Annotated in this window: 12 protein-coding genes; 5 read left to right on the forward strand and 7 right to left on the reverse strand. The window is 35.4% G+C overall.

The window, feature by feature from the left end:
- Window position 1 precedes the first annotated feature (1 nt).
- Both ACFOOI_RS05570 and ACFOOI_RS05575 read left to right on the forward strand, forming a co-directional pair.
- Entirely contained in the window at window positions 2–1324 is a 1323-nt protein-coding gene (locus ACFOOI_RS05570) for a peptidylprolyl isomerase (RefSeq protein ID WP_379835946.1), read from the forward strand.
- A gap of 12 nt (window positions 1325–1336) precedes the next feature.
- On the forward strand, window positions 1337–2305 hold the full coding sequence (locus ACFOOI_RS05575; protein WP_379835948.1) for an AAA family ATPase: 969 nt from the start codon (window positions 1337–1339) through the stop codon (window positions 2303–2305).
- 25 nt (window positions 2306–2330) lie between these two features.
- Here the strand turns inward: ACFOOI_RS05575 and ACFOOI_RS05580 are convergent, their stop codons facing one another.
- The 7 genes from ACFOOI_RS05580 to tamL all read right to left on the reverse strand — a co-directional run bounded on the left by ACFOOI_RS05580 (window position 2331) and on the right by tamL (window position 10789).
- Window positions 2331–4001 carry a DNA polymerase/3'-5' exonuclease PolX gene (locus ACFOOI_RS05580; protein ID WP_379835950.1) on the reverse strand — a complete coding sequence of 557 codons (1671 nt, stop codon included), beginning with the start codon at window positions 3999–4001 and terminating at the stop codon, window positions 2331–2333.
- 114 nt (window positions 4002–4115) lie between these two features.
- Window positions 4116–4481 (reverse strand): preprotein translocase subunit SecG, encoded by a 366-nt coding sequence (gene secG / locus ACFOOI_RS05585; RefSeq protein WP_379835952.1) that lies wholly within the window; start codon window positions 4479–4481, stop codon window positions 4116–4118.
- A gap of 87 nt (window positions 4482–4568) precedes the next feature.
- Window positions 4569–4910, reverse strand: coding sequence for a hypothetical protein (locus ACFOOI_RS05590; protein ID WP_379835954.1), 342 nt, complete (start codon window positions 4908–4910; stop codon window positions 4569–4571).
- Window positions 4910–5431 carry an LptE family protein gene (locus ACFOOI_RS05595; RefSeq protein WP_379835956.1) on the reverse strand — a complete coding sequence of 174 codons (522 nt, stop codon included), beginning with the start codon at window positions 5429–5431 and terminating at the stop codon, window positions 4910–4912. Before ACFOOI_RS05595 ends, ACFOOI_RS05590 begins: the two co-directional genes overlap by 1 nt.
- A complete protein-coding gene (locus ACFOOI_RS05600; RefSeq protein ID WP_379835958.1) occupies window positions 5421–6731 on the reverse strand; it encodes a sigma 54-interacting transcriptional regulator in 1311 nt (436 codons plus the stop codon). The genes ACFOOI_RS05595 and ACFOOI_RS05600 overlap by 11 nt, the downstream gene beginning before the upstream one ends.
- Window positions 6728–8152, reverse strand: coding sequence for a tRNA (N6-isopentenyl adenosine(37)-C2)-methylthiotransferase MiaB (gene miaB, locus ACFOOI_RS05605; RefSeq protein ID WP_379835960.1), 1425 nt, complete (start codon window positions 8150–8152; stop codon window positions 6728–6730). The genes ACFOOI_RS05600 and miaB overlap by 4 nt, the downstream gene beginning before the upstream one ends.
- 93 nt (window positions 8153–8245) lie before the next feature.
- On the reverse strand, window positions 8246–10789 hold the full coding sequence (tamL, locus tag ACFOOI_RS05610; RefSeq protein WP_449274516.1) for a translocation and assembly module lipoprotein TamL: 2544 nt from the start codon (window positions 10787–10789) through the stop codon (window positions 8246–8248).
- Between tamL and ACFOOI_RS05615 the strand changes: the two genes are divergently transcribed.
- The 3 genes from ACFOOI_RS05615 (at window position 10780) to ACFOOI_RS05625 (ending at window position 15218) form a co-directional block, all read left to right on the forward strand.
- Window positions 10780–11514, forward strand: a complete 735-nt coding sequence (locus ACFOOI_RS05615; RefSeq protein WP_379835964.1) for an RNA methyltransferase — start codon at window positions 10780–10782, stop codon at window positions 11512–11514. The genes tamL and ACFOOI_RS05615 overlap by 10 nt on opposite strands.
- Before the next feature lie 119 nt (window positions 11515–11633).
- Window positions 11634–13487: a membrane protein insertase YidC gene (gene yidC, locus ACFOOI_RS05620; RefSeq protein WP_379835966.1), complete on the forward strand. Its 1854-nt coding sequence runs from the start codon at window positions 11634–11636 to the stop codon at window positions 13485–13487.
- A 57-nt stretch (window positions 13488–13544) separates the two neighbouring features.
- Window positions 13545–15218 carry an ABC transporter substrate-binding protein gene (locus tag ACFOOI_RS05625; protein ID WP_379835968.1) on the forward strand — a complete coding sequence of 558 codons (1674 nt, stop codon included), beginning with the start codon at window positions 13545–13547 and terminating at the stop codon, window positions 15216–15218.
- Window positions 15219–15220 lie beyond the last annotated feature (2 nt).

Raw genomic sequence — 15220 nt, forward strand, 5'->3', positions numbered from 1 at the left:
CATGATGTTTAAAAAGATTTGGATTTTAATATTACTGCCTTTTTGCAGTTTCGCCCAAAATACGAATGTCAATATTGACAAAATAGTAGCTAAAATAGACAACTACTATATTTTAAAATCAGAAGTGGAGACTTTAGTAGAAAGAGGAAAAGCTGATAACGACCCTATAGATAGATGCCAAGCACTGGAGTCATTAGCCATACAAAAATTATTAGTTGCAAAAGCGGAGATAGATTCTGTAATAGTAGAAGATGCAATGCTAGTTGAGCAACTCAATGCCAGAATGCAAGAAATGGTGAGAGCTTATGGAAGTGAGAAAAACATTGTGCAACAGTTTAATAAGTCAATTGAGACCCTTAAGTCTGAATTAAAAAATCAGGTTAAAGAGCAAATGACCGCACAAAAAATGCAAGCCACAATCACTGAAAAATCAAACATTACCCCTCATGAGGTAAAGGCATTTTTTAATAGAATTCCGAAAGACAGTTTGCCTATTATTCCTACCGAAGTAATAATTGCACAGATAGTCAGACTAGCAAAAGTAACTAAAACTCAGAAAGCGGAATTGATAGAAAGATTGACCGATATAAAGAGAAGAGTAGAACTGGGTGAAAATTTTGCGGAATTGGCCAAAGAATACTCAGAAGACCAAGGTTCAAAAATATACGGAGGTGACCTTGGTTGGTCAAAAAGAGGTCAAATGGTGCCGGAATTTGAGGCAGCAGCAATGCAACTTGACTCAGGAAAGTTATCTGATATAGTAGAATCTGACTTTGGTTTTCACCTAATTCAAACCTTAGAATTAAGAGGCCAAGAGTTTCATGCGAGACATATATTATTAAGACCTGATTATAGCAGACTCGATTTGGATGAACCCAAGCATTTTTTAGATAGCTTAAAGAAGCAAATTGAAATTGATAGTATAACATTTGCGAAAGCGATAAAACTACACTCAGAGGATAAGCAAACAGTAGATGCGGGCGGTATTATAATAGACCCACAAACTGGTAGTGATAAATTGCCTTTAGATGTAAGTATGGAGCCTAATTTATATTTTACGGTAGAACCAATGAAGCTTGGAAACATTAGTGCTCCTATGAACTACCGTACGCCAGACGGAAAAACTGGTATGAGAATTGTACTACTGAAGAAAAAAATAGAAGCCCACAAAGCAAACCTTACGGATGATTATGAAAAGCTGAAAAGTTTTGCTTTAAATAACAAACAAAGTGAGATCGTAGAGAAGTGGTTTAGAGAAGCAATAAACGAAGTATACATAAATATTGACGCTGAATACCAAGTTTGTAAATTATTTGGACAATAAAAAAAACGAGTCGTGCAAGAAGAATTCAAATCAGATGTAGAGGCAGCAGATGCCTTAAAAAATAAATTTCAAGAACTTACCACAGAAATAGGGAAAGTAATAGTTGGACAAGACGAAACCGTAAAATTACTTCTAACCGCTATATTTTGTCAAGGGCACTGCTTGCTAGTAGGTGTACCTGGCCTTGCCAAAACACTTTTGGTACAAACTATTGCCTCGGCACTTAACCTTGATTTTAATAGGATACAGTTTACGCCAGACTTAATGCCTTCTGACATTGTAGGTTCAGAAACTTTAGATAAGGACAGAAATTTCAAATTTGTAAAAGGACCTGTTTTTGCCAATATTATTTTGGCCGATGAGATTAACCGTACACCTCCAAAAACACAGTCTGCACTGCTTGAGTCTATGCAAGAGTACTCTGTGACTGTGGCGGGAGAAAGACACAATCTGGAGAAACCTTTCTTTGTATTGGCTACTCAAAACCCCATAGAACAGGAAGGTACGTATCCCCTACCTGAAGCTCAGCTTGACCGTTTTATGTTTATGGTTAGTTTAGACTATCCTACTTTCGAACAAGAAATGGCAATTGTAAAAAATACTACAGCCGATAAAAAAACGGTAGTTAATAAAGTTTTAAGTGCAGCCCAGATTTTGGAATTCCAGAAGTTGGTTAGAAAAGTACCTGTGGCAGACAATGTGGTTGAATACGCAGTGCGATTAGTTCATAAAACTAGACCAAACATTGCAAATGCTTCAGAAGAGTCAAAAAAATATTTAGAATGGGGAGCAGGTCCTAGAGCCTCTCAAAACCTAATATTAGCAGCTAAGTGTAATGCCTTGATTAAAGGAAAATATTCGCCAGATATCGAAGATGTTAAAGACGTAGCTTTTTCAGTATTAAGACATCGAATAGTACGAAACTTTAAAGCTGAAGCCGAAGGAGTTAGCATAGAGCATATCATTCAAAGCATGTTATAAAAACAAAAAATAGGGCCTCAGGGCCCTATTTTTTGTTAAACACTTTCATCACTTCTGCATACGATTTACAGTTTAAAGTCATTTCAGAACTTAACCCTGCTTTTCTTGCCACTTTTACACCATAATGCATATCGAGTAAGCCGTGCATGGTATGAGCATCTGGATTAATTGAAATCATTACGCCTTTATTAAGGCAAGCTTCTATATACCTCCAATCGATATCCAACCTATATGGGCTGGCGTTTAGCTCCATCACTACATTGTTAGCAGCACAGGCATCAATTATTTTTTGATAATGCAACGGATAGCCTTCTCGTGAAAGTAAAAGCCTTCCGCTTAAATGCCCCAAAATAGACGTGTACGGATTTTCTATTGCTTTTATTAACCTTTGGGTAGCACGATCAATATCCATGTTTAAAACCGAATGAACGGAAGCCACCACATAGTCAAACGAAGCGAGCACATCATTTTCATAATCAAGATCGCCATTAGGCAAAATATCAGATTCAATTCCCTTAATAATCTTAAAATCTGAATATTGAGCATTTAAAAGACTAATCTCCTCATGCTGCTTCAAAACAGTTTCGGGCTTAAGACCTGAGGCATAAGTAGCCGTTTGCGAATGATCGGCTATACCAAAATAGGTCAAACCGATCTCTTTGGCATAATCTGCCATTTGTTTTAACGTATTTTTACCGTCAGAATAAGTAGAATGATTATGCAATGTTCCTTTAAGGCTATCCCAAGTCACTATCTGCTCATTTTTATTTGACTTAATCCAATCTAACTCGGTAAATCCTTCACGCATTTCAGGAATTATATAAAAACTACCGAAGGCTTCGTAAATTTCTGATTCTGAACTTAGTTTAGAATTTTGGACAAATTGTAACAAATGTTCTCCTTTTTCATTTTTTAGCTTAAGATGCTCATCAGCAGAATTCCTCAGCATACGTTTCCAAACCAAATCTTTAGAAGCTACTTTTTCAACTTCAATCTTAATTTGATTTTTATTAAACGTACCTCTCCACATACTTGGCGATGATTCTTTTACATCTATTTCAAAAGGCTCAGGTAACTTAAGTGATCCAAACCCATCTTTAGGAACTATAAACTGCAATAAATCAACAGTCTGAGTGGCTCTAATCACCTGCCCTACCTCCTCAACACCTTCATATATAGAACTAAGTACGGCTAATATTTCTTGGCTTAAAACCAATGCCTTATCCATGCGAAGTTTGCCTTGTTGTGCTTGCAAAAATGCCAAAGATTCTAAAATAGAATCTTGCGTTTTTTGTCCAAAGCCCTTTTGTAAAGCTATTTTACCATTTTCGCACGCAATTTTCAGGTCGTTTATATTGTCAAGTCCAAGCTCATTCCAAAGCACTTTTATCTTTTTTACACCTAAACCCTTTACTTTAAAAATATCAAAAATACCTTGGGGAGTAAGAGCAACTAGCTCTGTCAACTCTTGCAATGTTCCTGTTTGCAAAATCTCTTCGATATTTTTTGTCATTAGCTTCCCAAAACCCCTAATCGCTGATATTTCAGATGATTGCATCGTAGATAAATCAGTCTCTAGTCTTTCTAGCGTAAAAACACTGGACAAATAAGTTTTTGACCGCATTTCGTCTTTGTCATGTAAGTCAAGTAGTTTTCCTGTTAATTCAATTATATCCGCGATTTCAGAATTACTCATATTATCTAAAAAAAATATTTAAGAATACTAAAGTTTAAAATTAAGAAAGCGAAACCCAAGAACAAAAAAAAAGACACCTTGAGGTGTCTTTTAATATTCTTAAGTTTATAAGTCTTATTTTGCAGGAGCTGCAGGCGTAGCTTCTACTGGTGCTGCTGGAGCAGGAGTAGTTGGCAAAGCAGAAGGCAATGCTGCCGGAGCAGTTGTTGATCTTTCTACATTTACATCGCTATCCGTTTGAGATGAGCTTCCATTTAATTTTGAAAGAATACCAGTTCCTAATGCCGCTACGATAATAAAAGCAAAAAATCCCCAAGTTAATTGTTCTAAAATATCACCTGTTTTCTGAACACCAAACATTTGAGTTGCTCCTCCACCAAATTCTGATGACAATCCCCCTCCTTTCGGATTTTGAATTAAAATTACAACAATCAGTAAGATTGCTACGATTACCATTAGAACTAAAATAGTTGTTATCATATCTGTATAAAAATTTATATTTCTTTAAAAAGAAATGCAAAGGTAGTAAAAATTAAATTAGGTTGTTTTTTTTAGGAAAATAAAAACTCATTTATTTTTCTTAATAAAAAGCTCCAAATACTTGGCTTGTTTTTCTAATCTCTCTGCTTTCGATTGGCATAACCAATGGCGTTGAGGCTTGGCAAACTCGGCATCCAAATCTTTCTCTGAATAAAAGCAATCTGAAATTTCTTTAAACTCATCCTTATATTGTTTGGCTTTATTCCAAAACTCAATATTGAAAATATCAGGTGGATACTGATTAAGTAAAACAAACAAAGGTTTTTGGTCAGAGAACTTATGGCAGAGTCTTACCAAAGCAGAAACTTCAATGGACTCTTTCTGTTTCTTTTTATTTAGTATTTTATGTAAAACCTCTAATGAATTCATTACCAATCTGCAGCTGTAGCTGTAAAAATATTCAATACCAACTGATCAAGGATTTTGGGTACCAAGGCTGGCTCTGCTTGCGACAAAGATTGCTCTTGAGAGAAATCTTGAAAAAAAGAAAAATCGCGTTCAAAGTTTTTACTCTCATCTATTTTGTTCACCAGCCTTACTTCTACGGTTATGGTTAGGCGGTTCATGGCGGCCTTGTCTCCAGCAGTGGCCGAAACAGGCGTCAACTCATAACCAACTATGGTGCCTTCTAAGTGTAGGTCTCCGTCCAAGTTTTTAAACTTTAGACTTGTATTTCTTTGATAATACTCTTTCAGTTTTTCATTAAAACTCAACGATAGGTTTTGTGGCCCTCCGGCGGTAGACATCGTAAAATTTTGAATAGAAAAAGTCTTTAAATTGCTATCTAATTTAGATGGTGAAAAAGAATAAACGCCACAAGACGACAAACTCAACAAAAGCCCAATAAAAAGGCTAAAATACTTTACAGATTTTAACTTATCAATTTTCATCCTCAATGTCATACTGTTTAATTTTTCTATAAAGGGTTCTTTCTGAAATCCCCAACATTTGAGCAGCATATTTTCTTTTAAAGTTATTTTTTCTCAATGCCTTAATTATCATTTCTTTCTCATTCTTCTCAAGTGATAACGACTCCTCTTCGGTTTCATGCGAAATATCCTCTACATTTTCTCTTGGTTTACCCGCATCGTCTATCATTACATAGTTTTCAGACATCGAGTGATCGTAAACCGGGTAAATAGGATCAGCACTCTGCGTAGGGCTGTTAGGAAGAGAAAGCGAACTCTCTTGTTTTAAATCATTAAATAAAGATTCTTTGGCTGCTACATCTGAAGAATCGTACGAGTTGCCTGACATTAAACTATATACCAATTTTTTGAGATCGGTTACATCTTTTTTCAAATCAAACATAACCTTATATAGAATCTCTCTTTCAGAAAAATCCTTCATAGCGTTATAATCTTTACCTGCCAAAAGTGCAGGCAAACCCGAGGCTTGGTCTTTAGGTAAATACTTTTCTAGGGTTTGAGCATTTATCAATCTGTCCTGTTCTAAGATTGTAATTTGCTCAGCAATGTTTTTTAGTTGCCTGATATTACCAGGAAAACGAAATGCTCGTAATAAAGCTCGAGCTTCGTCAGTTAATTCGACAGGATAAATCCTGTTTTTTTCTGCAAAATCGCTGGTAAACTTTATAAAGAGTAATTCGATATCAAAACCCCTATCTCGAAGAGGCGGCACCATAATAGGCACCGTGTTTAATCTATAGTAAAGGTCCTCTCTAAACTCCCCTTTTTCTATGGCATTTTGAAGGTTGACATTTGTAGCCGCCACCACCCTGACATTTGTACTTTTCATTTTAGAAGAACCTACGGGAATGTATTCTCCGTTTTCGAGAACCCGCAACAGCCTCGCCTGTGTACCGAGTGGCATTTCTGCAATCTCATCAAGAAAAATGGTACCACCATTGGTGGTTTCAAAATACCCTTTACGGTCATCTATGGCACCGGTAAACGAACCCTTTACATGACCAAATAACTCGGAATCAATAGTTCCTTCCGGAATTGCACCACAGTTAATGGCGATAAACGTTCCGTGTTTTCTTGCACTTAACCCATGGATTATCTTCGAAAAGGATTCTTTTCCGCTCCCACTTTCTCCATTGATGAGCACCGTTAGGTCAGTGGGGGCTACTTGAATGGCGATATTTAGTGCATAGTTAAGCGAAGGTGCATTTCCTATTATTCCAAACCTATTTTTAACGCTTTGTAAATCAAGTGAATTTGTCATATTACTGTTCCAATTAACGTACCGGTTGAACATGAATTTACCATAACGTTAACGTATTCTCCAATTTTGTGATTTTCCTTTGGAAACACTATTACCTTATTTTGGTCGTTTCGACCTCTCAGTTCTTCATTTGATTTTCGCGAATAACCTTCAATCAATACACGGTGTATTTTACCAACAGCTTCGTTATTGCGTATTCCCGAATGTTCTCTTTGTTTTTCTATTATATCGTTTAGCCTACTTTTTTTAACTTCTTCGGGCACATCATCTTTATATTTTTTTGCAGCCGGAGTTCCTGGTCTTTCAGAGTAATAAAACATATATCCAAAGTCAAATATCACTTCGTCCATGAGCGAAAGTGTCATTTGGTGGTCCTCATCTGTTTCAGTACAAAATCCTGCAATCATATCGTGAGAAATGCCACAATCTTCTCCAAAAATCTCTTTAATCTTAGAAATTCGCTCTAAATACCACTCTCTATCGTACGTTCTATTCATCATTTCTAAAATTCTAGAACTGCCACTTTGTGCAGGCAAATGAATGTAGTTACAAATATTATCGTATTTTTTGATGGTATACAAAACCTCGTCTGTTATGTCTTTTGGATGGGAAGTAGAAAACCTAACTCTTAGTTCAGGATTTATCAACGCGATACGCTCAAGCAGGTTTGCAAAGTTTTCTTTTTGCTCTGTTTCACCGCTTGTCCAGTTGTATGAATCTACATTTTGCCCTAAAAGCGTAACTTCTCTGTAGCCCTTCTCAAACAAGTCTCGGGCTTCATTTTCGATAGAAAAAGGATCTCTACTTCTCTCTCTACCTCGGGTCAAAGGCACCACGCAAAAGCTACACATATTATTGCAACCACGCATAATAGAAATAAATGCACTTACACCATTTGAGTCTAATCTTAGTGGCGAAATATCAGCGTATGTTTCTTCTTTCGAAAGAAAAACGTTTACCGCTTTATAGCCATCTTCTACTTCTTCTAATAACTTAGGTAGATCTCTATACGCGTCTGGACCAACTACCAAATCAACCATTTTTTCTTCTTCCAAAAACTTCTGCTTGAGTCTTTCGGCCATGCAGCCCAAAACGCCAATTTTCATTTTTGGTTTTTTCTTTTTGGCTATATTTAGGGTATGAAGTCTATTTCTAACTTTTTGCTCGGCATTATCTCTGATAGCACACGTATTTATCAAAATTAAATCTGCATCAGTAATAACCGAGGTGGTTGAATATCCATCTTCTTTGAGTATTGATGCTACCACTTCGCTATCAGCAAAGTTCATGGCACATCCGTAACTCTCAATGTAGAGTTTTTTAGAACCCAAGATTTCTTGATTTACTGATATTTTTGGCACATCAAGCTCCGCAAGTTCAGTTGGAGAAAGAGCTTTTTTAGTGTCACCAATATTGTCCATTACTTTTGTTTTTAGTTTGAAATACAAAGGTAACAAATATGACAATATGTCAGTATGTTTTTAGATATATAAAAGAAGAGAAGTCTGAAACTTTTAAAAAGGATACCCAATACCAAAGTTCCAGTTTAGACCGTATCGTTGTTTACGTTGAAGGGTAAACTCGTCTAAAACAAACCTGTCACCTTCTGCCCTACTTGGGTCAAAAACCTTGATACCCCAATCAAACCTAAACAAGAAGTAAGAAAGGTCCCATCTGATACCCACTCCGGCACCCAAAGCGATTTCTTTATAGAATCTTTTTAAATCAAAATTAGCCCTATTTACTTTTTCGGCAGCTAAACTTGGGTACCATTTCCAGACATTACCTGCATCCAAAAATGCAGCTATTTGAATGTCTCCGGCAAATCTGAATACTTTTTTTCGATATTCTATACTTGACTCAAGCAATATATCGCCAGGCTGCGGAATGGTATTTCCAGCTGCAGTGGTATCTGCAGGCGACGAGCCAGTACCCAAAGTACGCGGAGCCCAAGCCCTTACACTGTTACTACCTCCAATAAAGAAGTTTTTGTCGTATGGAAGCGAGCGGTTGGCACCGTACGGGTTAGTTACCCCCACATTAAACCTATACGCATAGCTACTTTTTTGAGAAATGTTAATATTTCTACGATAATCAGCATTGATTTTTACAAATCTAAAATATGCCCTTACGCTGTCAGGCGAATTTTGAGAAGTTTTTAAAGGGAAAAGTTTTTCTACCAAACCAATTTGATTTTTATCATTGAGCAGATTGAGCAAAGTTCCGCCGCTTTCTACAAACAGCCTAAAAAACTTAGAGCTAGAAAATACCTTGCTCAAATTTTGATTATTGTAAACGTAATTGGCATTAAAGCTCGACACAAACTGCGGGTCAAATGTTACCTTTAAGTTGTTTCCTTGTGCTTGCAGTTCTACCAGTCTGTTGTAAAATTCCTGCCCCGACGAGTTGTTTGCGTAGGAAGTATTGATCAGGTTTGCGTCTAGCATTGACAAATAAAGCACAGAGTTTTTATTTACCTGAATAGAGAAATTTGTACTCAGCTTAAAATTTAATCTTTTACCCCAAAACGGCTCCGAGTAGTTATACCCTAAACCGAGTATAGTACGTGGATTTTTTAGGTCTAGATTGGTAAGGTTATTTTTCAAAAAGAAGATATTGGGCAGCGTAACATTTAGATTTACCCCAAGTTCTAAACTTCCCCTTATGGGTTTGTCTTGCACGTTAATAGGCGATGGCTGACCCTCATAGGAAGCTCTAAAGCTCGCTTCTATGATCTCAAGTTTCTTGAAGTTATTTCGAGCAGTTAACGAAACTGGAACACCAAACCCAAAAAACGTACTACCGTCATTGTAAATATTATTTACACCGGGACTAATACCAAAAGTATACTTCTCAAGCAAAGGAGCAAAGTATTCTACCGAGAGCTTATTTTGTGAAAGTGTTTTTATTTGAGAGCTCACAAAAGCAAACTGATTGAAAAGTCCAATCTGCCTTTGGGTTTCCAAAACGTCGTTCATTCTGTAAGTAGTAGAAGGAACCGAAAGTATTCTTCCTCTAACAAGTCCCAAAGGGATTCCTTTGTCAAGCCGAATGAATTTTACTCCGTTGTAATAAACGGTGTCAGGTTTTTGAAATGCCTTTTCTACGTTTGGGTCAAATGCTTTAAAAACGACCTCTTCAAAAACAAATTTATCATGACTCTCTTTGTTATCAGGATTTAGGATTTCAAATTTCAAATAACCTCTTTTTGATTTCAAAAATATCTTCTCGTCCTCTTCTTTATTCGTTGCCGAATGCACGATGTATTTATTATTGAAATTATAATAGCCCTCGTTTTTAAGCAATTGCTCAATCCTAAGTTTTTCGGCTTCTACCAATCTTAAGTCGTATAAATCTCCACGTTTTACTTTGGCTTGTTTAATACTAAAGTTTATTAAACTGTCTATTGACGTATCGCTGATATCATAAATCACCGAATCTATTTTATACCCAATATTCTCTTCGATTTTATAGGTAACAACTAATTTTTTCGACCTTTTTAAAGTATCTATTACATAGCCTACATCTGCGTCTCTATATCCGATATCGAATAAAAACTTTTTTAATTTCTGCGAAGTCTCTAAAACCTGAGATTCGTTTATTACAACTTGTTTTTCACCAATATTTCTCCACAACCAACCCGAGTTTGCATCTAAGTTTTCTTGAACTCTGTCTAGCTTTTTTTCTATTTTTTGAACTTTCCTAACCGATATTCCTTCTGAGTTTTTTAAACTTTCTAACTCCTTCAAAAAAACTTGCTGCTTTCTCGCTTGCTTTTCCTTTTTGTAATGAGTCTGTCCGAAGTTATACCACCAAACTCTTGGCGTAATAGGCAAACCAAACGGTTTTGTATTTTCTTTTTGTGCAAAAGGAATTATGGAACGAAACTCCTCTTCATTTACCTTTTGGTTTCCTTTAAAATTATATTTCCATAAAATATAGTTTTCGGAACCAGCAGGTACAGTATTTTTGCATGAGCTCAATATTTGTATTAAAAAAAGAACTCTAAGAAAATATTTTAGGTTATTTATCAAACTTTTGGTATTCAATGATTTCAAAGCAACAGCAAAAATACGTTCAATCTCTTCATAATAAAAAATACAGAAATGAATTTAAGAAATTTTTAGTAGAAGGAGAAAAAGGAATCTTAGAACTAGTAGGCAGCGATTTTGAAATAGAAAAAATTTACTGTACCGAAGATTTAGGTAATAAACTTCATACGATAAACCCCCAAGTAAGATTTGAATTAGCAAAAGAAAACGAAATAGAACAGATTTCTACTCTAAGAACTAATAAGGGTGGAGTGGCAATTGTTAATCAAAAATCGGGCAATTTAAGCTACAATACTAAAAAGCTTACCTTGGTCTTAGATGACATCAAAGACCCAGGCAATTTAGGTACCATAATAAGACTGGCCGATTGGTATGGCGTTTCTGATATTATTTGCTCTCCAGAAACTGTAGAATTTTATAATCCGAAAGTAATAATGGCCACTATGGGCTCTTTTTCAAGAGTAAGCTGTCACTACATTTCTTTGGTTGAATATTTTAAAAATAACACATTACCCGTATATGGGGCATTTCTTGAGGGCGAAAATGTACACGTAGCGAATAAAACTCTGCCGGGCATTCTTGTAATTGGCAGCGAATCTCACGGAATTGGAGCTGAAATAGAAACTTATATTTCTCAAAAACTCACGATTCCCAGACTTGGTCATGCCGAATCTCTCAATGCCGGAGTAGCCACAGGAATCCTCCTTGATAATTTTTTTAGAGATAGATGACCTCTTAACCAGTCAGACTCTAAAAGTTACCTTCCAAAACATAATCTCATAATAGATTCATTTAATAAAGTTTTTTTCCGAATTTTGCGGAAAATTTAATCAAACAGAAAATCCAAGTAATGGAAAAATTCGACAAAAATTATATAATTGGCTTTATTTTACTATTTGTAATGTATGTCACATACATGTATTTTTATCAGCCGGCAGAAGTGCCTCAGGTTACTGAAACAAGCATAAGTAAAGATAGTGTTGGTGTTTCTAAAAATCAGGTTCAGCCATTAGCTGCTCCAGTTTCGGCATTTGCTGACAGTTCGGTTGCTAGTTTTGCAGAAAAAACTATAGAAGTAGAAAACGAAAACATCAAAGCAAGCTTTACTACAAACGGAGGTATTTTAAGTAAAGTGGTTTTAAAAGATTACAAAACTTATGCTGAGTTTGAGGCAAAGTCTAAAAACGCAATGGTGATTTTTGATAATACAAAATCAAGAATAGATTTAGATATCGCAACAACTTTAGGTGTAATAAACCTAAACAGCTTGCCTTACACCACTGCATCACAAAATGCGGTGATTAAAGAAGGAGCCAATTCTGAAATAACACTTGAAAGCACCCTAAAAGGCGGAGAGAAAATTCAGAAAATATTTAAAATAGATGGTAAAGGATATGTAATCAATGAAAACATAAAGCTTGTTGGTTTTGAAGGGAAACTTTTAAAACAACCGGCTCAGTTCTCTTGGACGAACAACATTCAAGCTCTTGAAAACGATATCAAAGAAAACCGAAAGGCTGCTCAAATAAACTATTACGACAAAGAAGAAAATTTTGAAGACTTAGGTTTAGGCTCAGAAGGTGACAACGACGAGAAAGCGGATTTACCCGTTAAGTGGTTCTCATTCAAACAAAAGTATTTTACTTCTGGAGTAGTATCAGAGAATGGTTTTTTTGAGAACTCCACATTTGCATTAAAAACTCCAATAGAGTCTAATGACATTGTAAAAACCGGAATTGTGAAAGGGCAAATGCCAATAGATGAACTAACATCAGGCAAAGCGAACTTAAAATATTACTTCGGACCAAACGAATTGTCGGAACTAAAACCAGTAACTGAAGGATTCCAACAAAACCTATATTTAGGATATGACGTAGTTAAACCTATAAACAGATATGTATTCGTTCCTTTGTTTAGATGGGTTGAGTCTTTTGTATCTAATTATGGTCTTCTGATTATTTTAGTAGTTTTAATTATCAAAATTACGCTTACTCCACTTATCTACAAATCTTATGTTAGTTCTGCCAAAATGAGATTATTGGCTCCAGAAATAGCTGACATTAAAGAAAAAGTAGGTGACGATGCGGTTAAGGTACAACAAGAAACCATGAAACTCTACCAACAAGTAGGCGTTAGTCCATTGAGTGGCTGTGTTCCTTTGGTATTGCAAATGCCAATCTTAATGTCAGTTTTCTTCTTGTTTCCAAACATGATCATGTTTAGACAGAAGTCTTTCTTATGGTCAAATGACCTTTCTACATTTGATGCACCTATCAGCTGGGCTACCAATATTCCAATAATTGGTAATCACATCAGTTTATTTGTGGTATTGATGACACTTTCGAGTTTAGCGTTTACCTATTATAACAACCAAGTTACGCCAGACCAACCGGGACCTATTGATATGAAAAAGATTTCATACATATTCCCATTGGTGTTTTTCTTTGTACTAAATAGCTTCCCCGCTGCACTAAGTTTTTACTATTTAGTGTCAAACCTTGTGACTATAGCTCAGCAATTAATCGTAAGGAAATTTATCGACGAAGATAAAATAATGGGTATTCTTGAAAAAAATAGGAAGAATTATGCTACCAAGCCCCAAAAGAAAAGTAAATTCGGTGACTTCATTCAGAAACAGCTTCAAGCTTCGGAAGAAATGAAAAAACAAAGCGAAGAGCTCAAAAAAAAGGGAAAAAAGAAATAAATGAATGAAAAGTGCTCTACAATAATTAAATTTGTAGAGCACTTTTTTTTAAACTATATGTCAAAAACCTTCATTCTCGAAATGACAAAAGGAACCTTATTATTTTTAGTTTTAGTTTTCCAATCGGCCTTCGCCCAACTCGACGACCAAAAATATCTATTAGAATACAAAAAAGGGGTTCAGTTATTCGCAAACAATCAGTTTGCAGAAGCTCAGACTAAGTTTTCGAGTTTAGCTACTAGAAACTACGACAACCCTGTAGTGCCCTACGCCTATTTTTATAATGCCCTCTCGGCAAAAGAAAAAGGAAATTTATACCAAAGCAGAGTTTTGTTTAGACAGTTGTTTGAGCGATTTTATGATTGGGATAAAATAGATGACGCACGAATAATTTACACAGAACTAAATTTTGCTGAAAACTACTATGAGGAAGCACTCAAAAACCTAGAGATAATTCAAGACCCAAGTTTTGATGGTTTAAAAAATGAGATGCTTAAAAAATATATCCCAAAACTTAGAACCATTTCTAACCTCAAAGACCTGTATAACAAATTCCCTACTCAAAAGATTATAGCTCAGGAGTTAGTTTCTAAAATTCAAAGTAACAAATATAACCTCAAAGAAGACTTGGAATTGTCTGACCTATTGACAAATAGATTTGGGCTTAAAGATAAAAAAACTGGTAATGAAGCAGAAGAAAATAAAGAATCTTATAAAAGTCATACTTTAAAATTTGCTATTTTATTGCCTTTTGAACTTAGTGCAGAGCAATCCCTAATTACCGAAAATCAATATGTGTATGATTTATACGCAGGAATTCAGATTGCAAAAGACGAATTAAAACGCAAAGATATTCCGGTGGAAGTTTATGCATTTGATGTAAAAAAGTCTAAAAGTGATTTTATTAATATTGAAAAATCGGGAAATCTAAAAAGTATGGATGTGTTTGTTGGACCTTTATATCCAAACCCAAATGAGGAGGCCACGAGTTTTATTAGCACACATAATATTATACAGGTTCATCCATTGTCAAATAACTTATCACTAATTTCTGAATCAAAAAATATATTTTTAACCCAACCCTCATATACCCAACAAACCAAAAAAACGTTGGAATACATAGAGCAGCGGAATTTAGAAAAAAGCGTTAGTATTTATTATGGAGCTTCAAGGAAAGACTCAGTTTTTGCGGCGACTTATAGAAGAGAAGCTTTAAAACTGGGATATAAAATAAATGCTTTTAAACAGTTTTCGGGTAATTACACTAAACTTTTTAATGAAAAAGGCCATGTGTTCTTTACCGGAGATGAGCTAGGAGCAAAACTGATTAGAATTTTAAAAGGTCAAAAAATAGACTGTGAAGTAATAATGTCGGCAACTTCATTCAACTGGACAAACCTAAACCCTAATATCTTCACTGAAAACATTTCCTTAATTTACCCAGAGTTTATTGACCAAGAAAAAAACACTGTGGCTAATTTCAATAAAACCTATTTTGAAAAATTCGGCTCAGCACCATCTTATTATTCATGCGTAGGGCACGATATTTTATTGTATTTTTCTAAAATGTTAAAAGACGGAAAAGAAATTTTTAAACTAAATATGGAAGCAGGAGCTTATACAGACGATTATTTGCTCGGCGGATTTGATTACAGTCATCGCAAAAATGAAAACGAGATTGTTCCAATTGTAAAATACAACGGTAGTATTTTCACTGAACAACATAGATAAAA

Source organism: Lacihabitans lacunae (assembly GCF_042649125.1).
Taxonomy (GTDB): domain Bacteria; phylum Bacteroidota; class Bacteroidia; order Cytophagales; family Spirosomataceae; genus Leadbetterella; species Leadbetterella lacunae.

Coding starts and splice junctions, on each gene's coding strand:
- ACFOOI_RS05570 (WP_379835946.1), top strand. CDS start 2: ATGATGTTTAAAAAGATTTGGATTTTAATATTACTGCCTTTTTGCAGT.
- ACFOOI_RS05580 (WP_379835950.1), bottom strand. CDS start 4,001: ATGAGTAATTCTGAAATCGCGGATATAATTGAATTAACAGGAAAACTA.
- secG (WP_379835952.1), bottom strand. CDS start 4,481: ATGATAACAACTATTTTAGTTCTAATGGTAATCGTAGCAATCTTACTG.
- ACFOOI_RS05590 (WP_379835954.1), bottom strand. CDS start 4,910: ATGAATTCATTAGAGGTTTTACATAAAATACTAAATAAAAAGAAACAG.
- ACFOOI_RS05595 (WP_379835956.1), bottom strand. CDS start 5,431: ATGAAAATTGATAAGTTAAAATCTGTAAAGTATTTTAGCCTTTTTATT.
- ACFOOI_RS05600 (WP_379835958.1), bottom strand. CDS start 6,731: ATGACAAATTCACTTGATTTACAAAGCGTTAAAAATAGGTTTGGAATA.
- miaB (WP_379835960.1), bottom strand. CDS start 8,152: ATGGACAATATTGGTGACACTAAAAAAGCTCTTTCTCCAACTGAACTT.
- ACFOOI_RS05615 (WP_379835964.1), top strand. CDS start 10,780: ATGATTTCAAAGCAACAGCAAAAATACGTTCAATCTCTTCATAATAAA.
- yidC (WP_379835966.1), top strand. CDS start 11,634: ATGGAAAAATTCGACAAAAATTATATAATTGGCTTTATTTTACTATTT.
- ACFOOI_RS05625 (WP_379835968.1), top strand. CDS start 13,545: ATGTCAAAAACCTTCATTCTCGAAATGACAAAAGGAACCTTATTATTT.